This window comes from Streptomyces sp. NPDC048002, assembly GCF_040653275.1.
GTDB lineage: Bacteria > Actinomycetota > Actinomycetes > Streptomycetales > Streptomycetaceae > Streptomyces.
The window spans coordinates 94,825-119,444 of sequence record NZ_JBEZNL010000023.1 but is presented as its reverse complement, the minus strand read 5'-3'; the positions used below and the strand labels follow the sequence as shown (position 1 = coordinate 119,444).

The window sequence follows — 24,620 nt, the reverse complement described above, 5'->3', positions numbered from 1 at the left end:
AGGCACACAGCACGTGCTGGGCCGCCGTGCTGGACGCGCCCATCTACGACGGACCCCGCGCGCAGACGATCGTGGAACGCCGGCACCAGGTCTGTGCGCGACTGCGCGTCGGCGGAGCGCTCGTCGTTACGAAATGAGCGAGGCCGTGGCGGCGAGTCCGGTGAGCAGCAGCAGGACCGGTCCCCATGGCAGACCGTGGTCCCGCGGGGAACTCGGTTCAGTGGGCCGCAACTCCGGGTGGGCGTACAGGACTGAGACCTCCTCGGCCATGCGGACGTGCGACGGGCGGAAGCCGAGTAGCCGTTCGAGACGCGGTTCTCCCAGTCCTGCCAGGCGCCAAGTGCTGCCGTCCGTCCGGTGCATCTCGACACTGCCCTGGTCCGTGTACTCGACCGCCCGCAGCCGCTCCCAGGGGATGCGGCTGACGGTCCATGCTCCGGTCAGCCACAGGCCGGTGTTGTCCGCGGTGGCACGCCAGTTGAGGAGTAGGGCCGTGAAGTGGACCCAACCCGGCAGGGCGAGCAGGGGGAGGAGCAGATGCCAGTCGAAACCGTCCGTGGTGATCAGGTGGGCGATGAGGAAGGCCCCGGCCGTCATGGCCGCGGTGAACGCCGTTCCGACGGTCCTGGCCGCGGGACCCGGTCCCCAGCGAACCGGGTGCTCGGTGGAGACCAGGGTGTCGGCGATCTGCTCGATCCGAGCCTGCCGCTGACGGGCCGAGGTGTCGTGGTGGGCGTCCGAGGGGGCTTCGAACCGGGGTTTCCTGCCGGTTTTGGCCGGCCGGACCGGGCTGGAGGTGCGGATCACGACAGGTTCAGCAGCCCGGTCCCGGTCCGTCGTGACGAGGACCAGTTCAGCGGATTCGTAGGCAGCGCCGAACAGAACCGCCTCGTGCAACCGGGTGTCGAGGCGTATCCCGTCCTGCTCCTTGAAGCCGTTCCCGGCTTCGTCCTCGATGCGGTCCGTCGGGGTGTCGTCTTCAGGGAGCGGTGCCGTCCACAGACAGCTGAAGAGTGGGTTCCGGCCGGTGGTGTCGTCGGCTGCGTAGATCCAGGTCCGTCCTTCGTCGTCGATGCGCTCCAGTACGCGCAGGGCCGGCACCGGCGCGCGGCGCAGCGCCGCGGCACGGTGGCGGGCGAGGGCGCCCACGGTGAGGAGGGAGAGTCCCGGCAGCCCGGCGGCCAGGGCGAGCAACTGCCAGCCGAAGGCGTCGTAGGGTTCCGCCGCAAGGCGTTGCCACGGGCCGTCCTTCAGTACGGTCACCGTGCTGCCGACGTGGTGGTCCTCGGGGTAGAGCACGTTGACGGTCAGGCGCCGATTGTCGGCGGTGCGGACGCGCACCGTGTCCGAGCCGCCGCGGGTCACCGTCGCCGTGATCTGCGCGGCCCGGCTTGCGTGCTGTTCGTCAGCGCGGACGCCGTCCAACCCCATCAGGACCGCTCCGGCGGCCGCAGCACACAGGACCATCCCCGCGGCGAGCGGGAGGGTGCCGCGTGCGACTGGCCCGAGGGGCTGCGGCAACGGATGCCGTGCCGCGGCGGCCCGTTCCCCGAGCTGCCGCTGCCTGGACCGGGCCGCCAGCCGCTCGAAGGCGGCGGCCCAGCCGAACCCCAGGGCCACGAGCACGAAGAAGTTCGCGACCTGGGACGTGAGGTCGGCGCCTGGCACCTCTCCCCACATCACCATGACCGCCACCACGGGCGCCGTGATCAGCGTGAGTTCCGGAAGCCGGACGAACCAGTACAACAGGCCGACAGCCAGGCCCACTTGTGCCATGCTGCCCCAGTCCGGGCCGCAGGGCGCGGCATCGCTGCATGCTGGCGCGGGCTCGGCGGCCACCGCGAAGACGATGGTGACGACCAGCGCCGACACGGACCAGATGGGCCTGGCCCATGACGCGGGGCGGGATCGGGCCCACAGTGCGGCATCGGCGGAGGACCAGGGCGGAGTGCCTGCCGGAACGGAGCCGGACGGTATCGGCACAGGGAATTCGGACACGTGAGGATTATGCGGCAAGAGCAGGGAAGCTTCGGAGTCCGACGACAGCGGCCGGCAGGGCCGCGCGCGAAGAAGACACAAGGCACCTGTGCCACCGAGTGATTCCTCCTCGTCCGGGCGGTTGGTGGCGGAGTACCGCCGTCGCAGGTCGGTCGCCGGGGGAGGGGCGATCCTGGGGTGTCCAGGGAGGGGCTGGCGTCGTTGTGCGGCTGCAGAACGCCCACTGCATCGCCATGATCTAGCGCAACCAGCCTCCCGCCCACCGGCAGCTCGCCGCCCTGCCCCGGCCGGATATCGCCGTCCAGCACATCGTTTCCTCTGCCCGACACGGCCGCCGGGACTCCTGCTCCGGTCAGGACCTGCGGCATGGCCGAGGAACTCGGGGGGATCGCGTTCCCCTACGGCCGCCTCGCCCTCCGCGTCCACGGGGGCCGCCGGCGAGCCGGCCGAAGCGAAACCCGCGAGACGGTCTACGCCGTCACCGGCTTCGGCGCCCACCCAGCCATCCCGGCCGAACTCGCCGCCGCCGTCCGCGGCCCCTGGACCGTCGAGGCCCTGCACCATGTCGGCGACGTGTGACCTACGCCGACGTCCCATCCCTCCACACCGGCACCACCTTCCGCCGCCGTGGCCGCCTTCCGTGACCTCGTCATTGGCCTGCTCGAAGCCCTCGGAGCGTCAACATCGCCAAGACCACCCGGGCATTTCGTGACCTGCCCGAAGGAGCCCTCCCAGTCCTGGGCATCGACAACCACCCGGACGCTCAGGGAACTTGATCAAGCCCTGGGGTCGGGCCGAGGGCCCGCGGGCGGCGGTGCGGCGGCCGGTCATCGCGTGCCACCGCTCGCGGGCTCGGTGGGCTGCTCAGCGCAGATAGGACCAGTGCGGGTACACGTAGCCGGGCCCCCAGAACGGCGGGTAGTCGTAGTGGGCGTAGATGCGGCCGTAGTAGTCCTGCTGCTGCACGAGTTCGGGGTCGTACTCGGGCGCGTCGACCACCTGATCGCGGGTGCGGTCGATGCGGACCTGGTCCTCGCTCACGGCTGCCACGGCGTCGACGGGTATGTAGCTCTTCTCCTTGCCCACGCCCAGGAACCCGCCGTGCTCCAGGAGCAGGAATCGGACCTTGTGGTCCTCCTCATCGATGATCAGATCACCGACCTTGCCGAGTTCGTTGCCTGAGCGGTCGGTGACCTGCCGGCCCCGGATGTCCTCCTCGGCGGAAGGGATCGCGTGATCGGAGTCGGAGAGCCTGGTCAGAACGGGAATGCCGGTGGAATCCATGATGCCTTCCTCGCGAAACTGCGGACCTTGCTGTCAGCCGGGGTCGCCCCGGCATGGCTTTCCGGGCTTCCCACGTGTGGCCTTCCGATGCGGACCGATGCTCGTGTCCCTGGGACTTTTCCGGGGGTGACCACGGCGCGCCGTGCTGCCGTGGCCCCCGGGAGGGCTGCCGCCGCCCGTGTGGCCGTTCAGCGGCGTCCCCCTCTCGCCCGTTCGGTCGGCCGAGTCGGTGTGCGGCGTCGGGTGTGACGGTGCGAAGCCGGCTGTCAGGGCGGCCGCGGGGAGGGCCTGCTGGTCGGCGAGGGCGATGGCCAGGGCTCCGGCGGCGGTCGGGTGGAGCGGAGCGCGGTCCGCCGGTCCTTGGACGTAGGGCTGGGCGCTGCACAGCCGGTGCCCTTCGAAGTCCTGCCGCACCGCGGTGAATCCGGCGGCTTCGGCGCCTTGGCGCAGCACGGTGTTGAGGGCGGCCAGGCGTGAGCGCAGTACCTCTGTCTTCCGTGGGGTGAGACCTTCGTCGCTGAGGCAGCTGACGTCCGGGCCGAAGGGGTCGTAGTACTCGTTGACCACCACCGCGGGGTGCTGGGGGAGGGTGTCCAGGACGTGCAGGAGCCTGCGGTAGTCGAGTGCGAACCCGGCGAGCCGGTCCTGGAAGTATGCCGTCGAGGCGCGGTCGTCGCACGACGGAGAGATCGCGCACAGTTGGACCAGGTCCGCCCAGCGCACGTCGTTGGCCCCGACACTGACCAGCACGACGGACGCCTCGGTGGCCCGCCGGGCCTGGGCGATCTGCGGCGGGGCGACCCGTTCGCCGAGGATCTGCACGCCGAGGACACCGTCGCGGACCGTGGCGCCGGAGCAGGCGAGGTTGAGTACCTTCCAGTCATTGGCTCTGGCCAGAGCCTGGGGGTAGGCATCGGCGCTGCGCTCGCATGCCCGGTCGAGGTCGCTGGGCTCGGGCAGCGGGCGGTTGCCGCTGCCCGCGGCTGTCGAGTCCCCCAGAGCCACCGCGTGCACGTCGCCCAGTGGGGGCCCTTCGGCCCGGGGAACCGGCGCCAAGGGACTGTCGCCGACCAGGTCCTGGAGGGAGCGCACGTGGCGCAGTGCCTGCGGGGTGTCCGAGGCGAGCAGGTGGAAGCCGACGGCGTTGACCGCGGTCACCAGGGCGAGGCCGCCGGCCAGGACGAGGAGGGTGCGGCGGGCCGGCATGCGGCGCAGGCCCGTCCAGGCGGCCAGGGGGAGCAGGACCAGCCCTGCGGCCACCGCGGTCTCCCAGGCCGCGTAGCGCAGCCAGCCCGAGGCCAGCTTCCGGCCCACCTCCAGGGTGAGTTGTTCGTGGTCGCCGGACCGCAGGAGGCGGGCCACCTCCGAGTCCTCCTCGATGCGGGTCAGTTCCAGCCGTGGTCTGAGGGGTCCGTCGAACTGTGCCTTGGTCGGGATGGTCTGGCCGAAGAGGTCGAGCCGGCCGGGGCCGGACAGGCTCCAGCTGAGCGGCGCGGCGCCCACCCGGACCGTCTGGCCGGCGGCGGACACCGGCTGAAGCGGGGTGACGAGCACCGCGAGCCACACGGCTGCCAGTGCCAGCCCCGACAGTCCCGCGGCGTACGCGGCGGCGATGAGCGCGCGCCGCGGTCTGCGGCGTGGCCGGCGCTGCTTCGGTGTACGCCGCCTCAGCCTCACCGGTACGACTCCGGTGTCCGGGTGGTGAAGTGAGGAGAGGGTCCCTGACCTCCGCGCAGGCCGGGGAGGGCACTCGCGACAGGAGCTTGTCCCACCGGAGGGGATGTCTGCGGCCCGCGCGGGGCGTTGGTCATCATGGCGGTGACGGGGGTGTCAGGCCCGGCGCGTCGGTGGCGTGGTCGTCGACATAGGTGGGGATCTGGGAGTGCACCTGGAGGGCGATCTCGCCGGCGCGTTCGAACCGAAGAGTGATCCACACGCAGTCCCCGCCCCGGATCTGCTGGCGCAGATCGGTGCGCAACAGGTGCACACGCCCCTGTTCCAGCTCGACCAGTCTGTCGGTGGGCAGCGGGACCGGCCCCCGGACCGCTCCCTTCGCATCCACGATGTCGACGGACCGGGCGGCGGTGGTCTCCGCGCCGAGCAGCCTGTCGGCTTCTTGTCCCTGATTGAAGAACCAGACGTAGAAGGGCGCCTCGTCGCCCGACTCCCACGGGCCGTCGGGGGGTTCGGCAAGGTGGGCAGGGCGCACCAGGACGGGTCCGACACGGGCGCCTTCCCTCTGTGGGTGGTACTCGCCTCCGTCACCGCCGCAGCCCGTCGCGCCCAGGACGACGGCGAGGCAGGCGACGACGAGGAACGTGATGCTCCGGCGCCACGGCCGTGATGTTCCGGGACGCATGCCCTCCCAGCCGCGCAGCTTTCCTCCGGGCACCGGTCGGCCGGCCGATCCGCGGATCCGGCGGGCGCAGAGGCTTCCCGGGCCCGGTGGGCGAGGTGAGGTCATTGCTCGTCCTGAGTGGGTACGACCGCCACGGGACAGCCCGCCGTGTGCAGGACTTCGCCGCTCACCGACCCAAGGAAGAGACGGCGCAGGCCGGTGCGGCCACGGGTGCCGACGACCAGCAGATCGGCCTCCTCGGACCACTCCGTCAGGCGCGTCGCCGGGCGCACCCACTCGATGTGCAGTTCGACCGGCACTTGCGGATGGCGTGCGCGCAACTCGGAGATCCGTTCTTCGAGAAGGCTCCGGGCTTCGTCCTCGGTGTCACGCCCCTCCCGTTGGGCGGAGCTGACGCTGCCCGGACCGGGCAGCAGCGCGGGGCGGTGCAGGGCGTGCACGACGCGCAGGTGCGCCGAGCGACGGTCCGCCTCCGCGAAGGCGAACGTCAGCACTTGCGGTGTCCGGTGGACGAGGTCGGCGCCGACGACGACCGGGCCCCGCGGGCGGGCACCGTCGATGCCGGGCCGGATCACCAGGACGGGACAGCGGGAGTGGGTGGCCACCTGTAGGCTCACCGAGCCCAGAGCCAGCCGGGGGAAGCCTCCCTTGCCCCGATGGCCCAGCACCAGGAGGGACGCCTCGGCCGAACGTTCCACGAGCGTCGAGGCGGGATCGCCGAAGGGCAGCTCGCCCTTGACGGTCAGGTCGGGGAACGCCGAGCGGGCCACGGCTTCCCACCGGTTCACCACCGTCGAGGCCCGGCGCACAAGAGCTTTTGGCCCCGCTTCCTCCTCCTTGTCCCAGCCGAAGGGGCCGGGCAGCACGAGGGCGTGGGCCAGGTGCAGGGGGACTCCCGTCATCCGGGCCTGATGGGCCGCGTACCGCACCAGTGCGTCCTGGTCGTCGGCATCGTCGACGCCGACGACGACGGGGGTCACGTCAGCCATGTCGGCTCCTCTCCGGGAGCTCCTCACGGACCTGCACCGCCCCGTTCCTCAGGGCGGAACCGGACACTGGCGGAGGCCGGGGTGGCCGGGCGCGTTTCCTGCGCGGCAGGCGGCGCCCGCTACCTGATGGCTCTCTCCGCGCGTGGACCACCGAGTACCCGTGCGGGAACGCCTCACACTGGTCCGCACACCCTGCGGAGCCCTGTGAACAGGAAACCGAGAGATGGCCACCGTGCAGCGGGGGACGATGACCGCACCACCACCGAACCGGGGGAGCGGGCGCTCCTGCGCCTTCCGTCCCTACGTCTCCCGGTACTCCTTCGAGCGTTCGAGCGTTCGACTGCCGAGCGGACACGAACCGACGTGCGGCGCCACGGAGTTGTCAGGCGCCGGCCACGGTGAGCACGCCCTCGTCGTAGTCGACGGTGATCGACCCGAAGTCGCTGAGCACATCCGAACCGAGCAACCCCTGGATGCCCCTCCCTCCGCCGGGCGTTCCCAGGTCGATGACGGTGACCTCGCCCGGGTCAAGGCGGATCTCGCCGACCTCCCACCGGTCCACGCGGGCGACGGGGACCTCTCCCGACCCGATGACGCCGCTCACCGGACGCCGCTCGCCGGTGCGTTCGAGGCCGACCCGATCGGCGACATCGTCGTCGACGACGCTGGTGGAGGCGCCCGTGTCCAGGGCGAACGAGAAGGGGCCCTGGCCTTCGATGCTCACGGGGACGAACGCCAGCGTCCGCCCACCCTGCTCGACGACCCTGAGCGGGACCTCCCCCTCGGACGTCCGCGTCGCGCTGCGGTCGCGGCTTTCCTGGGCCACGACACACCCGGCGAGCAGCGGTGCGACCGCGAGTGCCACGAGGGGCCGGCGTCCTCTGGGCCGATGCCTCGCACCGGACGCTTTGCCGTCCCGCGCACCCATGGGGCCGGAGTGCCCCCCTTCGAGCCCCCGCAAACCGCCGCCAGCGGAGAGAACCGCGGGCGCCGCAAGCGCGCGAGGCGTGTTCCACGGCGTGGATCCTGCGATCGTCCGCCGTGGTCAGGGCGGGGAGGTCGGTGTCAGGTGGCTGACTTGGGGTAGTCGGTGACCGAGGCAGGAGGAGGTGGGAGCGATGACCGTGCGAGGCGCTGCGCGAGGCCCTCTTGCCAGTGCCGGGCGGGGCGGGGGCCGTCGACCGTTGCGTCGCGCGTGTACCTGAACGCTCCCGCCTCCCACCGGTCTCCCGGGTACCAGGAGAGCCGGCGAAGCAGCGCCGTTGCCGGTGTCCGGTGGAAACCCATCGGCGCCGCCGCCTGCCGTACAAACGACATCGGGCGCAGGCCGGGAGGTGGCTACCGTGCGGGCGACGATCTCGCTGGGCCGGGTGGCCGGTGTCCGGGTGGGCGTGCACTGGAGCGTCCTGGTCATCTTCGTGCTGATCCTGGTGGGGCTGGCGGGAGGGAGCTTTCGGCAGGCCCATCCGGACCGACCGGCGTGGCAGTACTGGCTCGCGTCGGCAGTGACGGCCGCGGTGTTCCTGCTGTCGCTGCTGGCCCACGAGATCAGCCACGCGCTGGTCGCCCGCCGCAACGGGGTGACCGTCCAGGACATCACCCTGTGGCTGCTCGGCGGACTCGCCCGCCTCAAGAACGAGGCGGCCACCCCAGGAGCGGAGCTGCGCATAGCCGGCGTGGGGCCGCTGGTGAGTCTGCTGCTCGGCGGGCTGTTCGCCCTGGCGGCCGGACTGGTGGCCGCGGCCTCCGGGTCGGGACTCGCGGTGGAGGCGCTGGCCTGGCTCGCGGGCATCAACATCCTGCTGGCCGTCTTCAACGCCCTGCCCGCCGCTCCCCTCGACGGCGGCCGGCTGCTCAGAGCAGCGGTGTGGTGGAGGACCGGCAGCCCGCTGCGCGCCACGGCGGTGGCCACGGCCGCCGGGCGGTTCCTGGGATGGACTCTGGTGGCCATCGGTCTGTACCTCGTCCTGGTCGGAGCCGTCCTCAGCGGTGTCTGGCTGGTCGTCATAGGCTGGTTCGTCATCGCGGTGGCCACCGTGGAGGTCGGTCAGGCGCGACTGCGTGAACTGCTGGGCGGTATCCCCGTGAGCGACGCGATGACACCCGGACCCGTGACCGTCCCGGCCGCCACCACGATCAGCGAGTTCCTCGCCGACCCCCGATACCGCTATCGCCACTCGGCTTTCCCGGTGGTGGACGGCGCCGACACCGCGGCCGGTTTGGTCACGGTCAGGGACGCCGACGCGGTCGCCGAGCCCGAACGCTCCTCCACCCCCGTCACCGAGGCCATGGTCCCGGTCGACGACCTGCCGACGCCCCACCCCGGGGACCCGCTGGCCCGACTGGTTCCCGCCTTGCAGGCCCATCCCGCACACCGCGCCCTCGTCCTGGAGGGGAACCGACTGGTCGGCATCGTCACCTCCGCCGACATCAGCCGGGTCACAGCCTGGCTCAGCTCGTCCAGCGCCTGGCGCAAGCGGACCCTGTGAAGCGGCCGCCGGACGATCGGTGCGACGCACGGGCGGAGTGTGTCGCGGCGCCGGATTGCCGCGGCCGTTTCAGCGGCCTCTGTGCGGGGACCCGCCCCAGATGTGAGGTGTCATGTGACCTCTCGCAGCCGCCGACCGAAGGGGCAGTGCCATGAACTGCTTCGAATGTGACGAGATCGGCCAATCGGTTGCCGCAGTCGCCGTCTGCACCGTGTGCGGGGCGGGCGTGTGCGCGACCCATGTGCGCACCGAGACCATGCAGATCCGCGAGCCGGCCCACCCCGGCAAAGTGATGCACAACCGGTCCGCCCGCCGGCTGACGTGCCCCACCTGCCGAGCGGCAGAGCAGGCGGTATGAGCTAGAGGGGCGCCGAATCCTCCCCGTGGCCCGGCGTAGCAGGCCCAATCCGCTCCCGCGCTCTTGGACAAGGCCGCACGCCCCAACGCAGCGATCACCGTCGGATTCGCTGCTCTCTTCGGTGCCTTCGGGCTTCTCGTCCAGCCTGTCGGCGGCCCTGTTCAGCAGCACCTGCCCTGGTTCACCGTCGCCTTCGGTAGCCTCACCGCAGTGGTCGGCGGAAGCCTGCTCGTCGGCGTGAACCGCTCTCCCTCACCGAAGCCGCCTCGGGCACTCAACGCCACCCGTTCACTGCCCACGATGGCCCTGTTCGGCATCGCGGACACGATCGCCCCTGGGGCTCCACCATCGCCCCCTCGGCATCGTCTCTCCGCGTTCCGCACCGGCTCCACGGCCGAGGAGACTCATCCGGTACTTCGCTTCTGCGGCCGCCCTGTTGGCCGTGACCGGAAATTCCGTGCCCGCGGCGTCCGCCGCCGCACCCCGGGGCGGACACGACATCTACGTGTCACCGCGCGGGAGCGACACCAACCCCCGCAGCTGTCGTGCTCCCTTCGCCGGCATCCAGCGGGCCCTGGACGTGGCCGGACCCGGATCGACCGTGCACGTGGCATCGGGACGCTGCACCGCGCTGTTCCTCGGCAGCGAGATCGTGCCTATCGCGCTGCGACGGCTGCGCCGAGGGCAACCTCACCGTCGAAGACCTCCTGGAAGAGATCGCCGGACTCCATCGGACCCCCTGGTCATGGGGCGGCCAAGTCACCTTGTGGGGCGGCTTCGGCCGTCCGCGCGGGTGGTTTTCGGACGTTTCGCCGGGCTGTCGTCCCTGCAAGGCGCTTCCCCTCTATGCTTCTACATGCGTGTAGATAACGCGAGGGGCGGGCCCGGTGTTTCCGGTCGCCCTGCGGGCGACGGGCAGGGGCGGGAGGGGCGTACACCGGTTTGAGCAGGCCATTATCGGCCGGTCACGGCCACCCGGCGGCACGTCGTCCGGGATGTCCATCGGTGTTTTCCCTGGGAGGGCTGTCGTGGCTTCGATCGACCTGGACAAGGTGCTGGACAAGGCGTGGGCCGACAAGAGTTTGCCGGAGATCCTCGCAGCGCCGGTCTCCGCGCTGAAGGGAGTCTCGGACAAAGACGGTGATCTCCTGCAGGAGGCGTTCGGCGTCAAGACGGTCGCCGATCTGGCCGAGCTGAAGTACGCACGCTGGGCGCAGGCCCTGGCCGCACTCGACGCATCCGCCAAGTAGCCCTCTCCCGCCGGGCGGCGGACCCCACTCCCTTCGGGGTCCGCCGCCCGGCGGAACCACGAACCGCACGTACACACGAAGGAGTGAACGCCAGGATGGTGTTCAAACGGCTGCTCGGCTCGCTCGGCGTGGGAGGGCCCACGGTGGACACGGTCCTCGACCCGGGCGCGGTGCTGCCTGGCGGGAGCCTGGGCGGGCAGGTCCACCTGAGGGGCGGTGAAGCTGACTTCACGGTCGAGCACATCACCCTGGAGCTGATGGCCCGCGTCGAGGCCGAGCACGAGGACGGGGAGGCCGAGGGCGCCATCGTCTTCGACCGGTTCACCGTCGGCGGCAGCTTCCGCCTCGGCGCCGGCGAACCGCACAGCGTGCCCTTCAGCGTGGCGCTGCCGTGGGAGACCCCGATCACCGAACTGTACGGACAGGGCCTGGGCATCGTGCTCGGGGTACGCACCGAACTGGCGGTGGCGGGCGCCAAGGACAAGGGCGACCTGGACCAGCTCGCAGTGCGCCCGCTGCCCGCCCAGGAGGCGATCCTGGAGGCATTCGGGCAGATCGGCTTCGGCTTCAGATCCGCCGACCTGGAGCTGGGCCGCATCGGCGGCACCGGTCAGCAGTTGCCGTTCTACCAGGAGATCGAGCTCACCCCGGCGCCGCAGTACGCGCACCAGATGAACGAGATCGAGGTGACCTTCCTCGCGGGCCCGGCCGGAATGGAGGTGGTCCTGGAGGCCGACAAGCGCGGCGGCCTCTTCTCCGGCGGGCGCGACGCGACGTCCCGTTTCACCGTCGGCCACCACGGCGTCGAGCAGATCGACTGGCACGCGGAAGTCGACGGCTGGATCCGTCAGATGGTCGAACACCGCGCCTCCTACGGCTCCTACGGGCACGGCGCTGCGCACCACGAGGGCCACGACGGACACGACCCCTACGCCGCCCACGGCAGCCACGCCCACAAGGGCGAGCACGGTCACGGCGACCATCACCACGGCGGCGGCCACGGGCACCGGTCCGGACCCGGCATGGGCACCGTGGTCGCGGCCGGCGCGGCGGGACTCGCCGTCGGCGTGGTCGGCGGCATGGTCGCGGCTGAAGTCGTCGACGAGGTGGGTGACTTCTTCGAAGGCGACGAGGAAGAAGAGGGCGGCGAGGACTGAGGAGCCCGCGCAGTCTTGACCACCCCTGGTAACTTCTACATCAATGTAGAAGGTGTGGTTGTCCGGGCCGTCCCCTTCCTTCGGCCCGGACGGCCCTGAGACGTACGGAGTGGGCATGGCCCTGTGGGACCGCATCAAGGAGTCCGCATCGACGATGCAGACCCAGCTCAACGCGAAGAAGAACGACCTCAAAAGCGGCGCCTTCCGCGACGCCAGCATGGCGATGTGTGCGCTCGTCGCCGCGGCCGACGGCACCATCGACCCGTCCGAGCGCCGCAAAGTGGCCCAGCTGATCGCCACCAACGAGGTGCTGCAGAACTTCCCTGCCGAGGACCTGCAGCGCCGCTTCGACGACAACTGCAACAAACTGTCCGCCGACTTCGACTTCGGCAAGGTCAGCGTCCTGCAGGAGGTCGCCAAGGCCAAGAAGAAGCCCGCCGAGGCACGCGCCGTGATCCAGATCGGCATCGTCATCGGCGGCGCCGACGGCGACTTCGACAAGGACGAGCAGCAGGTCGTGCGCGAAGCCTGTTACGCCCTCGAACTGCCGCCCCACGAGTTCGACCTGTAACGCGGCGGCGCATCAGCAGCCCACACCATGCGTGAGCAGGTGGCAAACGGGCATGCGAGCAGCGGACTACTTCGAGGAAGGAACGGCATGGAGATCTCCGGCATCATCACCGCCGTCATCATCGGCGCCATCATCGGCGTGCTGGGCCGGCTCGCCCTGCCCGGCCGGCAGCACACCGGCATCCTGTGGACCATCGCTGTCGGCATCGTCGCCGCTCTGGTCGGCACCGCCATCGCCGCCGGCGTCGGCGTCGCCGACACCAAGGGCATCGACTGGATCGAACTCGCCATCCAGGTCGGACTCGCCGCAGTCGGCGTCGCCGCTGTCGAACGCCTCAAGGGCCGCACCTGAGCTGTGCCGGACGCAGGGGGTGCTGACGCCGGGCAGGCGCCGGCACCCCCTCGGCGTGCCTGGCGGCCATATCGAGGCGGCCGCGTGCAGGACGAGGAACAGGGTGACGGCCGAGTTCGCCGAGGACAGCGCCGAGGCAGCGGATTTCCGGGCAGCCGCGCGGTGCCGACCACCATCAACTGGACCGTGCAAGGGTGCTGCACAGTGCGAGGATCCCGGCGACGGCCGACTGCAGCCAGGTCGCCGCCCTGGCGTGCAGACCTTGTTCGCCAGGGCGGGCGATGGGCCGGGCCGTCAACGGCAGGACCAACGGGAAGAAGACGAAGACCTCCATGGCGGTCAGTCTTCCCCCTCGCCAGGGCCCGGGGCCAGCAGACCGCGCAGCACCTGTTCATCCCCCGGCGTCAGGCTGGTCAGGAAGCGGGCCAGGACCGCCTCCCGGTCGCCCTCGGCGTCCAGAACCCTCCGCATCCGCAAGGCGGCCAGCCCGGCCGCGTCGGCGGTGGCCTCCACTCGAACGAGCGGCCCGCCCCTGTCGGCGGGCGACCGCGCCCTTGGCGTGCAGTCGAGTCAGGATGGTCATCACCGTGGTGTAAGCGAGGCTGCCCCCGAGGTGTTGTTGGACCCAGGCCGCAGGAACCGCTCCGGGGGCCTGGTGCAGCGCGGTGAGCACCTGTGTCTCCAGCTCTCCCTGGCCGCGGCGGCGCGCGGACAGCCCGGGACCGCCCCTGTCTGGTCAGTCATACCGTCAACCTCCCCGTCGGCCGGCCCCGGCCTGCCGCTGCGGGGGAGGTTCATCGTACTGAGCCGTTTCCCACCCGTCCGACGCCGTTTCCACGATGTCCACTTCCGAGAGCGGAGCATGGGCCGGCGGAGCGGGCCTTATCTGTCAACTGGGTTTGCCCGCACGGGTGGTGCCGAGTCCCAGTCGCAGCAACCGTTCGTCGTCAGGGGGGAGTTCAGCGATGAATCGGATGAGCACGGCGCCCCGGTCGCTCTGCTGGTCGAGGATCTGGCGCATGCGCCGAGCGGCCAGCCCCGCCGTGTCCGAAGCGGCCCTCCAGACATAGGAGCGCCCGGCGCGGCTGCGCAGCACGGCCTGTTTGCCGTGCAGCCGCGTCAGTGTGGTCACCACCGTGGTGTAGGCGAGAGAGGGGTCGATCTGGTCGCGCACCCAGCCGGCCGTCACCGGCCCCGGCGCTCCGCCCAGGACGGCCAGCACACGAGCCTCCAGTTCGCCCGGGCCTCTGCGGGGGCGCTCACGCAGCGGGGGTCCACCATGCTTCTCATCCACCTGCCACTCCCGTTCCGTCGCTGCCGGCACGAGGAGCACAAGCGCGCCCTCGCACATGTTCACGATGCCCTCTGCCCCCACCATCTTCTACGCCGTTGTAGATGTTTGACTCCGGCGGTGTGAAGGTAGAGGGCCGCCGGGTGGCATCACGACACAGTGCGGCGAACCGCCACGCCGGGCGGCACAGGGAGGGGGCACATGGACGGTCAGCCCAACAACTTCTACAGTGCTGTAGATTTCAAGTTCAGTCACTCAGTGGTCCGGGCCCCTACGCCCGGCCCTCGGACATGGAAAGGGATGCGACATGGGTGTGAGCCTCTCCAAGGGCGGCAATGTCTCGCTGAGCAAGGAGGCGCCGGGCCTGACGGCCGTCCTGGTCGGCCTCGGATGGGATGTCCGCACGACCACGGGCACCGATTACGACCTCGATGCCTCCGCTCTGCTGGTCACTGAGTCCGGCAAGGTGGCTTCCGACCAGCACTTCGTCTTCTTCAACAACTTGACGAGCCCTGACGGATCGGTGGAGCACACCGGCGACAACCTCACCGGTGAAGGTGAAGGTGACGACGAGGCCATCAAGGTCAACTTGACCACGGTCCCCGCCGACGTCGCCCGGATCGTCTTCCCCGTCTCCATCCACGACGCCGAGAACCGTGGCCAGAGCTTCGGCCAGGTCCGCAACGCCTACATCCGCGTCGTCAACCAGGCGGGCGGCGCCGAACTGGCCCGCTACGACCTCTCCGAGGACGCCGCCACCGAGACCGCGATGGTCTTCGGCGAGCTGTATCGCAATGGCACGGAATGGAAGTTCCGTGCGGTCGGTCAGGGCTACGCCTCCGGCCTGGCGGGCATCGCCTCCGACTTCGGCGTCAACGTCTGACCCACCACCACGCGTCGGCGGGCGGGCCGTACCGTGATGCCGCGTGGGGCGACTTCCGGAGCCTGCTGGAGTACAAGGCCGGCTGGTACGGCCGCGACGTGATCGCGGTCGACCGCTGGTTCCCCTCCTCAACCCCTACAGCGCGAGCTGTAGGGATCCGCCTCCTTCAGGAGGGGGACGAAGTCAACACGGTGCTGACCTTGGCCAGACCGCCATCAAGCCACGTGTGTCGCGCGGCCTCGCGGCCCCGCGGCCCGCGGGTCTCGGAGCCTGCGCTGCTGACCTCGACGGACAGGCTCCTCAGCTGCTGCCGTCCGCGCCGCAGTGGCTCGGCCCCCACGAGCTGTAGCAGCCTACGCGACGGTCACTTGCGGACATGCTGCCGGACTCGCTAGGCAGGAGTCCTGGGAATGAAGGGCAAAAAGCTGAGGGAGCGCACGCCTTGCCGTAAATGCGCCGGGGCCACCCCTGAGCCGCTTCTTCGCGGTGCCCACGTGCGGATTCCGAGGGGGCTGTCGTGCTGGACTTGGCCGTCGAGTGCGAAGGCAGAGGGGAAGGGCGGGTTCTGTCGGCGCTCGGCGATCAGTTGCGGGCCGGCTCGTTCTCGGGCAGCCGGGCGCGGAGCGTGGCGGCGAAGTCCTCGGCGCGGGCAAGCTGGATCCGCAGCTTCTCCACCTGCTCGGCTGCGGCCTTCTCGTACTCGCGCACGCGCTCCAGAAGCGCCTCGCGCTCGTCCTGGCCGGGCTCACCGCGGGCGTCGAGGCGGTCGGTGGCGTCCAGCAGGTCACGCATCTGGTCCAGGGTGAAGCCGAGCGGCTTCATCCGGCGGATGACCATGAGACGGGCAACGTCATTGTCGGTGTAGAGGCGGAAGCCGCCCTGAGAGCGTGCGGAGGGGACGACCAAACCGGTCTCCTCGTAGTGCCGGATGGTGCGCAGGGACAGCTCGGTGCGCGCGGCGACCTCGCCGATCTGCATGTGCTTGCCGTCCACGTCTCCGCTCCTGGCTCTGTCCGTCACAGCGGTCGCCCCGGCCGGGACCCGCCCATGCCTACTCTAACGTTAGGGTAGAGTTGCTGATGCTGGAGGGGCGCACTGCTGCTCCAGCAGCTGCCGTGTCGGGGCCGATGTCGCCCCCGGCGAAGTTCCAAATTCTTTCAGGAGATGCGCGTGCGCGAGCCCATGACGCCCGGCGCCGCCGCCTGCCCGCCGTGACGCTTCGACCCGATGGTGAGCCCGGCGCCCTCGCGCCTGCCTGCTCCGTTCTCTCTGGTCTTCCGGCTCCGCGCTGACGGGGCCGTCCGCGGGGTGCCGGCCCGGCCCCTCCGCGTCCTCCCGCACGTCCCCGGCTGCCGCAGGGTGTGCCCGAGCACGACAGGTTCCCGAACTCTTGTCTTCCGCTACCGCTGTGTCCCAGGCCGCGCGCCTGCGCGGCCTGAAGCCCGACTGGCTGACCGATCCGAAGGTCTGGCGCACCGAGGTCCTCGCGGGCCTGGTCGTCGCCCTGGCGCTGATCCCCGAGGCGATCTCCTTCTCGGTCATCGCCGGCGTCGATCCTGCGGTCGGCCTGTTCGCATCCTTCACCATGGCCGTCGTCATTTCCGTCGTCGGCGGACGCCGAGCGATGATCTCTGCCGCCACTGGGGCCGTCGCCCTCGTCATCGCCCCGCTCAACCGGGAGCACGGCCTGGGCTACCTGGTTGCCGCCGTCATCCTCGCCGGCATCTTCCAGGTCGTGCTGGGCGCGCTCGGGGTGGCGAAGCTGATGCGGTTCATCCCCCGCAGCGTGATGGTCGGTTTCGTCAACGCCCTCGCCATCCTGATCTTCATGGCCCAGGTCCCCGAGCTGACCGACGTCCCCTGGGCGGTGTATCCGCTGATCATCGGCGGCCTGGCGCTGATGGTGTTCTTCCCGAAGATCACCACGGTGATCCCCGCCCCGCTCGTGTCCATCGTCATCCTGACCGTCATCACCGTCGGTGCGGCCATCGCGGTACCGACGGTGGGCGACAAGGGCGCCCTGCCGTCCTCCCTGCCCGTGCCGGGTCTGCCCGACGTGCCGTTCACGCTTGACACGCTGACGACGATCGCCCCGTACGCGTTCGCGATGGCGCTGGTCGGCCTGATGGAGTCGCTGATGACCGCGAAGCTCGTCGATGACATCACCGACACCCACTCCAACAAAACCCGCGAGTCGATCGGCCAGGGCATCGCCAACATCGTCACCGGGTTCTTTGGCGGCATGGGCGGCTGCGCCATGATCGGCCAGACGATGATCAACGTAAAGGTCTCCGGCGCCCGCACCCGCCTGTCGACCTTCCTCGCGGGCGCGTTGCTGATGGTGCTGTGCATCGTCTTCGGCCCGGTCGTCTCCGACATCCCTATGGCCGCCCTGGTAGCCGTCATGATCATGGTGTCGTTCGCCACCTTCGACTGGCACTCCATCGCACCCAAGACCCTCAAGCGGATGCCGGCCGGCGAGATCGCCGTCATGGTGATCACCGTCGCGTGTGTCGTGGCCACCCACAACCTGGCCGTCGGCGTCGTCGTCGGCTCGATCACGGCCATGGTCATCTTCGCCAGGCGGGTCGCCCACCTCGCCGAGGTCACGTCCGTCACCGACCCCGACAACACCACCGTGGTCTACCGGGTGACCGGCGAGCTGTTCTTCGCCTCCTCCAACGATCTCGTCGGCCAGTTCGACTACGCGGGTGACCCGAACAAGGTGGTCATCGACCTGTCCGCCGCCCATATCTGGGACGCCTCCTCCGTCGCCGCCCTCGACGCCATCGAGACCAAGTACGCCCAGCGCGGCAAGGCCGTGGAGATCACCGGCCTGAACGACCCCAGCGCCCACCTGCACGGCAAGCTCAGCGGCGAACTCGCCGCCAGCCACTGACCGCCACCGAGCCCAGCCGTCATCGGCCTCCTGCCTCACGGCGGGAGGCCGATGGCAGTCTCGGGACCCAGACGGCACCCGCCGCTCCTGACCATCGCTCGGGCCCACCCGACTCGAAGGGAAGAAGCAGCGTGGCGATGCGGGCCGGTCAGCTCGCCACCGCCTCGGACTCTCCCACGAGAGACGGCTGGGCAGAGGCCACGGGCACGCCGTCCGCCGGGCTGCCCGTGATCTGCGGAGCTGTTCGGCGGGACGGCTCTCGGGTCTGGTCCTGGTGGTGGTCCCCGGAGCGCCGTTTCGTCGCGGATCATCACGGCATGGTGGCCGAGACTCGTCACGGCCTCCCAGGGCAGCGCCTGGCCTTCTTACGTGTGCCCCTCGGTGCCGGACGGCCGAGTCCCGAGGGACGTGCCCGGGCGCCGACGGACGAGGCGCGCGGCTCGGCGTGACCGGTCTCGCAAGGACTTCGTGCCAGTCGGTGCCGGCTGCTTCGATCAAGCCGGGTCGCCGGCGTCACCGCCGAGAGGTGCGCTGGTCAGGTCGCTGTGATGATCCCCTGCCGCGCTGTGTCCGGGCGGGGAGTGCTTGGCCGGGACCGGGGCGGGCACGTCTTCGGGTCCCGCTGTGAGAACGGACGGCCAGGGGATCGGCGGTGCGCTGAGGACGGGGTCGCGTGAGGGTTCTTCGACGGCGTGGTTGACCGTGTCGGACCAGCGTTCGTGCAGCGGGGGGCTGTCGCGGCGCAGCAGGGCTGACAGCGGGGTCCAGCCCCACAGGACGGCGGCGGCGAGCGCGGCCGCGTACGGGACGAGCGGACCGGCGGGGGCGGGGAGCAGGGCGTCGCGGGTGTACTGGGCGGCCGAGAGCCAGATCAGGGCGAGCGGAGCGTACGCCACCCAGGTGCGCACGGTGATGCGGACGAACCCGGCGCGGCTGCCGTCCGGACGTACGATGCGCAGCCGTACGGCCCGTTTGCCCGGGCTGGAAGCGGTGAAGGCGGGCACCAGCCAGAACCAGAGCAGGCCGAGGGCGCTGCCGAGGACGAACGCGTAGCGGCGTCCTGTGGACACGTCGGTGGCCACTGCCAGGAGGCCGGTCATCAGGGTCCATGTGATCAGCCACCCGGCCAGATTGGTGACAAAGGCGAGTAGGCGGCGGGTGAAGGTGACGCGCCCGCCGTAGCGGGCGCGCTCGTGGTCCGGGTCGTTGGCGGGGAGCAACCGGGTGAGCGGCCCGGCGACGAGCCAGCCCAGGACCGCGCCGGCGGTGTTGAGGATCAGATCGTCCACGTTGAACTGCCGGTAGGGGCAGGCGTAGACGAACCACAGGCCCGTGTACTGGGTCGTTTCGAAGAACAGGGAGGTGGCGAAGGCCAGAGCGGTCGCGGGGAGCAGTCTGAGGCGCAGGTAGTAGCGCAGGTAGACGCCGAGTGGCAGGAGCAGCACCGCGTTGAGCACGGTGGTCCAGGTCACGGCCAGGCCGGCCAGGGTGCTCACCGACCAGTCACCGCCGGACGCGGAAGCGACGCGGGTGTAGAAGTCGAAGGGTTCGAGCTGCGGGCTCTGCGCGTAGCGGGAGGTGGAGCAGAAGGCACTGGTGCGGGCGGGCAGCGGCATGACGGTCTGCAGCAGGGCCGCGAGCAGGTAGAACACGAAACTGTAGAAGACGACAACCGGCCAGCCGCCGGCCCGGCCGCGACGGCGATAGCCGTGGACAGCGGCGGGCACCATGATCAGCATGGTGATCAGGGGGAACAGTGTCACTGCTGCCTGGACCGGCAGCAGATAGGTGCGGAACACGGCGGGTGCCCTCTGTCTGCGGCATGCGCCGCCGCCGACCGCGGGACCGTGGCCGCGCGGTATCCCCATGAGTGGTCGCTCGGATCCTCCCAAGCCTGACCGGAATTGGCAATAACCCGTCGGCCCCAGGGAGGGGATCGCGGATCGCGGACTCTCTCCCTCCGGCTCGGGTCGTGCCGCGCGCTGACGGCCCGGCGGGCAGCGGTGGTAAGGGCGGTACGGGTGGTGCGCGCGGTGGTGGCTTACGGTGTGTGCTGCGCTGTGGGCGTGGGTGCGGGGGCGCGTGAGAGCGCCTGCTGGTCGGCGAGGGCGATGGCGAGTTCACCCGCGGCGTTGGGGTGCAGGGGCGCGTTCGCGTCCGGTCCCTGTACGAAGGGCTGGTCGCTGCAGAGGCGGTGGCCGTCGAAGTGCTGAGGGACGGCAGTGAAGTTGAAGGTCTGCGCGCCCTGACGCAGTACGGAGTTGAGTTCCTCCAGGCGGGATTCGAGGACCTTGGCCTTGGCGGTGGTGATGCCCTGGTCCTTGAGACAGTCGACGTTCTCGCCGAAGGGGTTGTAGTACTCGTTGATCAGTACCCGGGGGTGCTGGGGCAGCGCGGCGAGACTGCCGAGCAGATCGTAGTAGGCGGTGGTGAATCCGGCGATCTGCTGCTGGAAGTAGGCGGTGGACGCCCGGTCGTCGCAGGCGTCCGCCGCGGCGCAGAGCGCGGTCAGCGTGGACCAGTGGATGTCGTTGGCGCCGATACTGACGATGATCACCGAGGCTTTGGTGGCCCCCATCGCGGCCGAGAACTGGGGCGGCACCCGGGTGGTGCCGCGTTGCTGGGATCCGAGCAGGCCCTCGCGGATGGTGGCGCCGCTGCAGGCCAGATTGAGGGTGTTCCAGTTGTTGGCGGCGGCGAGATACACCGCGTAGGCGTCCTTGCTGCGTCCGCATGCCTTGTCGGCGGCGGTGGGATTGTCCAGGGGGGCGTTGCCGATCGCGGCGGCGGTCGAGTCTCCGAGGACCACGGCCTGCACCCCCGGCCGGGCGGGCGCGCCGATGGCCCGCACGGGTGTGGGTGTGCTCGGTCCCACCAGATCCTCGATGCCGCGAACCTGCCGCAGTACCTGGGGGGTGGCGGAGGCGAGGAGGTAGACGCCGAGGGCGTTGACGGCGCACACGCCTGCGACGGCGATGCAGAGCGTCCACAGCGTCGTCGTGCGGCTTGAGCGGCGGATGCTCGCCACGGTCACAGCGATCATCGCCGCGAATCCCGCGGCGATGAGTGTTTCCCACAGCAGGTAGCGCGTCCAGGCGGAGGTGAGCTGCCGGCTCAGGTCGGCTCCGGCGGCCTGGGCGCCTCCCGGTTGGGTGAGAGCCCTTGCCTGGGCGTTCAGGGCGATGTTGGTCAGTTTCAGCCGTGGACGGATGGGTCCCTCGAAGTGGGGCCGGGTGGGGATCACCTGGCCGAAGAGGTCCAGTTCCCCCGGCCCGGACAGGCTCAGGTCCGGTGAGGCCGCGCCCACATGCACGGTCTGGCCGGCCGGGGTGGCCGTCTGCAGGGGGGTCACGCGCACTGACAGCCACATGGACACGGCGGCGACGGCCAGGACAGCGGCGGAGTACCCGAGGACGGTCGGTATTCGGCGAAACCACGGGCGCATACGGCTCCTTCGGCCGGCCGGTGTGCGGCTGGGTGCCGGGCGCTCGGCTCGTTCGTCGAGGGGCTTTCTGCAGTCCGCGCCGGGGCATCAGGGCAGTACGACAGTACCGGGTCCACCGCGCCGATGGTGCTGCAACGGGCGGAGGGAGTTCGGTGCCCACGAGCCCTTGTCCGACCGGTCGGACAAGGGCTCGGGCGGGTGTCGCAGGCCGTAGGCGGTGGCCCGGCCGAAGCGGAACAGCACCAGGACCAGGTGGCCAGGCAGGCCGGCAGCGGCCTCTTCAGGATGCTCCACGCCGTGACGGCGCCGTCCGCTCTCGTGATCCGGCCGGCGGTGCAGTCCGTGTCACCGGTGAGGATCAGGGCCAGCACGCTGGAGACGAGAAGCGTCGGCAGCGTGAGCGCTGTGATGACGGTGAGTGGGGCCTTCTTCCCCAGCGGGTGGCGGTCCTGGACATGTTTCAGGGCGTGCACTGCGCGGCGGAAGACACTCAGCTGCAGTCGCCCAGGCATCCGGCAGCCCCGGGGCACTGGCTACCTCTGCGTTTACGCCGCCGACGGGGTCGCCGTCCGGGCTCTGGGGCCGCGTAGGGACGCACCACCTGGTAGAGGGGCTACCGCGGTGGTCGAGGACGTGAACCACGAGACTCCACTGTTCTCGGGCCCGCGACGGGGCATTGACCCGCCTGCCGAACCTTCCGGCCGGCTACTCCACCGTCTCCCGCGAGGGCGCGTTCAGTACCAGGGGGCGGCAGCCGTGCAGGTCCCGTACCCCGGCCTGCGGGCACGGATCACCGCAGCCCCTGGACCCTCGCCTTCCAGCGGACTCCTGGTGCGGGTGCCCTGAAACCAAGGGCCGGGACACCCTCCGCCAGCTGGCTTCCTGGGTCTGTACGGCCGGGCCCGGGCAGAGTTGTGCGGTACTGCCCGGCAGGACCGGGAGGTCAGCCGTGGTGGTCAATAGCGGCGCCGGGAGCCGACGCCGATCGGGCATTGGGCAGTTCAGCTCCCGGGCTCCTGCTGTCAGAGGTGTTGCGGCGGTCCGAGCAGTGGGGTGCGCACGGGAGCGGCGAGTCCGATGAACACGACCATCTCGTGACCGCCGGGGTTGGTCTGCAGCGGTACGGTCCGCCAGTTGTTGGTCAGCCAGACGTTGCCGGAGGGATCGATCTGGACGGCGGTGTTGCGGTGCAGTCCGTCGCTGGTGTAGCCGGTGTCGGCCGGTGAGATCGGGTCGCCCGTGCGGAGTCCGGGTGGGCAGGCGGAGTGGCGGGCCCCGCACAGGTTGGCCAGGCGGTGGCCGCCGAAGTTCGCCACCCAGACGGTGTCGTTGCCGTCGACGGCGATGCCCCAGGGCAGGAACAGTCCGTCGTTGACGAACGGTTTGGCGGGGGTGGTGCCGTCGGGACGGACCATGGTGACGGACGCGTCGACGTGCCGGGTGACGATGTCCTTGATCGCCTCGGCGACCATGGCGGGCGTGGTGCCCTCACAGGGTGCGACCACCGCGCCGCCGTTGGCGACCCAGACGTTGCCCAGGCTGTCGGAGGCGATGCCCATGGGGCGTTTGATCCCGCCGCCGGTGATCGAGCGCAGGGGTGTGCCTTGCGGCGACAGCAGCATGACGCTGTCGCTTCCGTTGCCGGTCACCCAGGCGCGTCCCCGGGTGTCCACGGTGACGCCGAACGGCTTGATCAGGCTGTCGCCGCCGGGTGCGATGCTCCGGGCCCGCCGCGGGTTCCCCTCGGGGATCCGGGTCACGCTTCTGCCGCCGCAGTTGGCGACCCAGATGTTGCCCTGACGGTCCGACACGATGCCCTGCGGCTGGACGATGTCGCCCTGCCGCCAGCCCTGGGGCGGTGAGAGGGGCCGGCCGTCGGCGGTGAACTCCGAGACGCTGCGGTACAGGCGGCTGGCGTCCAGGGGGCAGCCGGTGCCCTGGAAGCCGAAGTTGGCAGCCCATACATGGCCCTTGGGGTCGATGGTGGTGCCGAAGCCCACGCCGTAGAGGCCGCCGCCTCGGTAGGGCGCGCCGGGGACGTCGTGGCCGGTGGGAGTCAGCCGGGACAGGATGCGGGAACCGCAGACGGGCTGCCGGGGATCGGCGTTGAACACGTAGTTGTTGCCGATCCAGGCGGTGCCCTCCGCGTCGAAGGCGACGTTGCCCGGTCCGTCCAGTTCGTGGCCGTTGCCCACATAGCGCAGGGCGAGGGTCCAGGCGTCGGGGGCCGCCGTCAGCCTGGGCCGGTAGATGTCGCGGCCGTCGGCCAGCGCGAACAGTTCGCTGACGTGGTTGCCGGGCAGCCGGGCGATGTCCGCGACGGTCTGGAAGGTCTCCCGGGGCGCGGGCGCCCCGGGATGTCCGGCCAGGTCGAAGAGCGTGCCGCAGGTCTGTCCCGCGGTGCAGCCGGACAGGATGTCCGCCAGGGTGTTGAAGGCGCGCAGGGTGGATGTCTGGCTGCCGTTGGGGGCGGTGGTGAGCATTCTGGCAGCCGTGCCGCTGGTGATGTCGGCCAGGTTGTGGGAGACGGCTGCGGCGTTCTGCAGCCCGGGACTGCGTCCGGCAACCTCTCCTCCACGGGTGAACTGCGCCATCGCGAACCCCGCCGCGACGGTGGTGCGCTCGTTGAGCACCACCTTGCCGGTACGGCGGCCTGTGCCGAGCATCGCGACCAGCCGGACCGGCCGCACGCGGCGGGCGGCCCGGGGGTGCCCGTGGCCGACCGGTCCCGCGTCCGCGGTCAGATACAGCACGGCATCCGGGTTGTGCCGACCGCGGTAGGAGAGGCTGAAGCGACCGTGGGCGTCGCTGCGTGTGCGGGCCAGCGGCCGGGCGCCTGCACCGGGGTGGTCCCCGGCCTGGAGCAGTGTCACCTCGGCGGCGGCAATGGGCCGACTGCCGCTGCGCACGACACCGTGCTGAATCAGCGTGCCGTGTCCCGGCGACGATTCACCGGTGGTCTCCGGATACGCGGCACCCACCACGAGAGAGGCCAGAAGGGCGGTGAGCACGGCGGCTCTGCGACGACGCACAAGAACTCCATTTCGGGCGGGAACACGGTGCCGCCGGGCGTTCCGTCGGCAGAGTCTCGGTGCCTTGGCTATGGGGTTCACGGTTTCAGCGAAGCGGCACGGAAACGGCCCATGCCGCCGTCACACGGCGTCGTTGCCACCCCTTCAGGTGACCGCAGCGGGACCGGACGGCCGAGGCGGCCGCACGCGGTGGCCGCCGGCAACGTTCCGGACGGCACGGCCGAGACCTGCAGTCTCCCGATCGCCGTTGCGGGGAGCCGTGAC

At 70.7% G+C, this 24,620-nt stretch carries 20 protein-coding genes and 2 pseudogenes; 9 read left to right on the top strand and 13 right to left on the bottom strand.

The window, feature by feature from the left end; all coding sequences use genetic code 11:
• Positions 1–126: 126 nt before the first annotated feature.
• Positions 127–1,872: a hypothetical protein gene (locus tag AB0E07_RS25870; protein WP_362256721.1), complete on the bottom strand. Its 1,746-nt coding sequence runs from the start codon at positions 1,870–1,872 to the stop codon at positions 127–129.
• Positions 1,873–2,364: 492 nt separating this feature from the next.
• Between AB0E07_RS25870 and AB0E07_RS25865 the strand changes: the two genes are divergently transcribed.
• Complete coding sequence (locus AB0E07_RS25865; protein WP_362256718.1) at positions 2,365–2,577, top strand: hypothetical protein; 213 nt, start codon at positions 2,365–2,367, stop codon at positions 2,575–2,577.
• 285 nt (positions 2,578–2,862) lie between these two features.
• Here the strand turns inward: AB0E07_RS25865 and AB0E07_RS25860 are convergent, their stop codons facing one another.
• The 5 genes from AB0E07_RS25860 to AB0E07_RS25840 all read right to left on the bottom strand — a co-directional run bounded on the left by AB0E07_RS25860 (position 2,863) and on the right by AB0E07_RS25840 (position 7,495).
• On the bottom strand, positions 2,863–3,282 hold the full coding sequence (locus AB0E07_RS25860) for a PRC-barrel domain-containing protein (RefSeq protein ID WP_362256715.1): 420 nt from the start codon (positions 3,280–3,282) through the stop codon (positions 2,863–2,865).
• Positions 3,283–3,315: 33 nt separating this feature from the next.
• Entirely contained in the window at positions 3,316–4,959 is a 1,644-nt protein-coding gene (locus tag AB0E07_RS25855; protein WP_362256712.1) for an SGNH/GDSL hydrolase family protein, read from the bottom strand.
• A gap of 133 nt (positions 4,960–5,092) precedes the next feature.
• Positions 5,093–5,674, bottom strand: a complete 582-nt coding sequence (locus AB0E07_RS25850) for a copper chaperone PCu(A)C (protein WP_362256709.1) — start codon at positions 5,672–5,674, stop codon at positions 5,093–5,095.
• A 68-nt stretch (positions 5,675–5,742) separates the two neighbouring features.
• The gene (locus tag AB0E07_RS25845) at positions 5,743–6,630 is read right to left on the bottom strand and encodes a universal stress protein (RefSeq protein WP_362256706.1); all 888 of its coding nucleotides are present in this window, start codon (positions 6,628–6,630) and stop codon (positions 5,743–5,745) included.
• Positions 6,631–7,012: 382 nt separating this feature from the next.
• Entirely contained in the window at positions 7,013–7,495 is a 483-nt protein-coding gene (locus tag AB0E07_RS25840) for a retropepsin-like aspartic protease (RefSeq protein WP_362256703.1), read from the bottom strand.
• 478 nt (positions 7,496–7,973) lie between these two features.
• On the opposite strand from AB0E07_RS25840, the gene AB0E07_RS25835 reads away from it, so the two are divergent.
• The 6 genes from AB0E07_RS25835 to AB0E07_RS25810 all read left to right on the top strand — a co-directional run bounded on the left by AB0E07_RS25835 (position 7,974) and on the right by AB0E07_RS25810 (position 12,806).
• On the top strand, positions 7,974–9,119 hold the full coding sequence (locus AB0E07_RS25835) for a site-2 protease family protein (protein WP_362256700.1): 1,146 nt from the start codon (positions 7,974–7,976) through the stop codon (positions 9,117–9,119).
• 151 nt (positions 9,120–9,270) lie between these two features.
• Positions 9,271–9,477, top strand: a complete 207-nt coding sequence (locus AB0E07_RS25830; protein WP_362256697.1) for a DUF2180 family protein — start codon at positions 9,271–9,273, stop codon at positions 9,475–9,477.
• 1,028 nt (positions 9,478–10,505) lie between these two features.
• Positions 10,506–10,727 (top strand): hypothetical protein, encoded by a 222-nt coding sequence (locus AB0E07_RS25825; RefSeq protein WP_362256694.1) that lies wholly within the window; start codon positions 10,506–10,508, stop codon positions 10,725–10,727.
• A gap of 95 nt (positions 10,728–10,822) precedes the next feature.
• Complete coding sequence (locus AB0E07_RS25820) at positions 10,823–11,884, top strand: sporulation protein (RefSeq protein WP_362256691.1); 1,062 nt, start codon at positions 10,823–10,825, stop codon at positions 11,882–11,884.
• 115 nt (positions 11,885–11,999) lie between these two features.
• Positions 12,000–12,455, top strand: a complete 456-nt coding sequence (locus AB0E07_RS25815; RefSeq protein ID WP_362256689.1) for a TerB family tellurite resistance protein — start codon at positions 12,000–12,002, stop codon at positions 12,453–12,455.
• Positions 12,456–12,542: 87 nt separating this feature from the next.
• Positions 12,543–12,806, top strand: a complete 264-nt coding sequence (locus AB0E07_RS25810; protein WP_362256687.1) for a GlsB/YeaQ/YmgE family stress response membrane protein — start codon at positions 12,543–12,545, stop codon at positions 12,804–12,806.
• Positions 12,807–12,940: 134 nt separating this feature from the next.
• On the opposite strand, the pseudogene AB0E07_RS25805 reads toward AB0E07_RS25810, so the two are convergent.
• The 3 genes and pseudogenes from AB0E07_RS25805 to AB0E07_RS25795 form a co-directional block, all read right to left on the bottom strand.
• Positions 12,941–13,140, bottom strand: a pseudogene (locus AB0E07_RS25805) (M56 family peptidase); the annotation flags it as partial.
• A gap of 5 nt (positions 13,141–13,145) precedes the next feature.
• Positions 13,146–13,521, bottom strand: a pseudogene (locus AB0E07_RS25800) (BlaI/MecI/CopY family transcriptional regulator).
• A 174-nt stretch (positions 13,522–13,695) separates the two neighbouring features.
• Positions 13,696–14,100 (bottom strand): BlaI/MecI/CopY family transcriptional regulator, encoded by a 405-nt coding sequence (locus tag AB0E07_RS25795; RefSeq protein ID WP_362256685.1) that lies wholly within the window; start codon positions 14,098–14,100, stop codon positions 13,696–13,698.
• 304 nt (positions 14,101–14,404) lie between these two features.
• On the opposite strand from AB0E07_RS25795, the gene AB0E07_RS25790 reads away from it, so the two are divergent.
• Positions 14,405–14,980 (top strand): TerD family protein, encoded by a 576-nt coding sequence (locus AB0E07_RS25790; protein ID WP_362256682.1) that lies wholly within the window; start codon positions 14,405–14,407, stop codon positions 14,978–14,980.
• Positions 14,981–15,562: 582 nt separating this feature from the next.
• Here AB0E07_RS25790 and AB0E07_RS25785 read toward each other — a convergent pair.
• Entirely contained in the window at positions 15,563–15,973 is a 411-nt protein-coding gene (locus AB0E07_RS25785; protein ID WP_362256680.1) for a MerR family transcriptional regulator, read from the bottom strand.
• A 415-nt stretch (positions 15,974–16,388) separates the two neighbouring features.
• Between AB0E07_RS25785 and AB0E07_RS25780 the strand changes: the two genes are divergently transcribed.
• On the top strand, positions 16,389–17,879 hold the full coding sequence (locus tag AB0E07_RS25780) for a SulP family inorganic anion transporter (RefSeq protein WP_362256677.1): 1,491 nt from the start codon (positions 16,389–16,391) through the stop codon (positions 17,877–17,879).
• A gap of 494 nt (positions 17,880–18,373) precedes the next feature.
• Here the strand turns inward: AB0E07_RS25780 and AB0E07_RS25775 are convergent, their stop codons facing one another.
• The 3 genes from AB0E07_RS25775 to AB0E07_RS25765 all read right to left on the bottom strand — a co-directional run bounded on the left by AB0E07_RS25775 (position 18,374) and on the right by AB0E07_RS25765 (position 24,356).
• A complete protein-coding gene (locus AB0E07_RS25775) occupies positions 18,374–19,747 on the bottom strand; it encodes a VanZ family protein (RefSeq protein WP_362256675.1) in 1,374 nt (457 codons plus the stop codon).
• A 173-nt stretch (positions 19,748–19,920) separates the two neighbouring features.
• Entirely contained in the window at positions 19,921–21,324 is a 1,404-nt protein-coding gene (locus tag AB0E07_RS25770) for an SGNH/GDSL hydrolase family protein (protein WP_362256672.1), read from the bottom strand.
• A 1,022-nt stretch (positions 21,325–22,346) separates the two neighbouring features.
• Positions 22,347–24,356 carry a hypothetical protein gene (locus tag AB0E07_RS25765; RefSeq protein ID WP_362256669.1) on the bottom strand — a complete coding sequence of 670 codons (2,010 nt, stop codon included), beginning with the start codon at positions 24,354–24,356 and terminating at the stop codon, positions 22,347–22,349.
• Positions 24,357–24,620 lie beyond the last annotated feature (264 nt).

Coding starts and splice junctions, on each gene's coding strand:
- AB0E07_RS25830 (WP_362256697.1), top strand. CDS start 9,271: ATGAACTGCTTCGAATGTGACGAGATCGGCCAATCGGTTGCCGCAGTC.
- AB0E07_RS25815 (WP_362256689.1), top strand. CDS start 12,000: ATGGCCCTGTGGGACCGCATCAAGGAGTCCGCATCGACGATGCAGACC.
- AB0E07_RS25865 (WP_362256718.1), top strand. CDS start 2,365: ATGGCCGAGGAACTCGGGGGGATCGCGTTCCCCTACGGCCGCCTCGCC.
- AB0E07_RS25845 (WP_362256706.1), bottom strand. CDS start 6,630: ATGGCTGACGTGACCCCCGTCGTCGTCGGCGTCGACGATGCCGACGAC.
- AB0E07_RS25860 (WP_362256715.1), bottom strand. CDS start 3,282: ATGGATTCCACCGGCATTCCCGTTCTGACCAGGCTCTCCGACTCCGAT.
- AB0E07_RS25775 (WP_362256675.1), bottom strand. CDS start 19,747: ATGGGGATACCGCGCGGCCACGGTCCCGCGGTCGGCGGCGGCGCATGC.
- AB0E07_RS25770 (WP_362256672.1), bottom strand. CDS start 21,324: ATGCGCCCGTGGTTTCGCCGAATACCGACCGTCCTCGGGTACTCCGCC.
- AB0E07_RS25810 (WP_362256687.1), top strand. CDS start 12,543: ATGGAGATCTCCGGCATCATCACCGCCGTCATCATCGGCGCCATCATC.
- AB0E07_RS25820 (WP_362256691.1), top strand. CDS start 10,823: ATGGTGTTCAAACGGCTGCTCGGCTCGCTCGGCGTGGGAGGGCCCACG.
- AB0E07_RS25790 (WP_362256682.1), top strand. CDS start 14,405: ATGGGTGTGAGCCTCTCCAAGGGCGGCAATGTCTCGCTGAGCAAGGAG.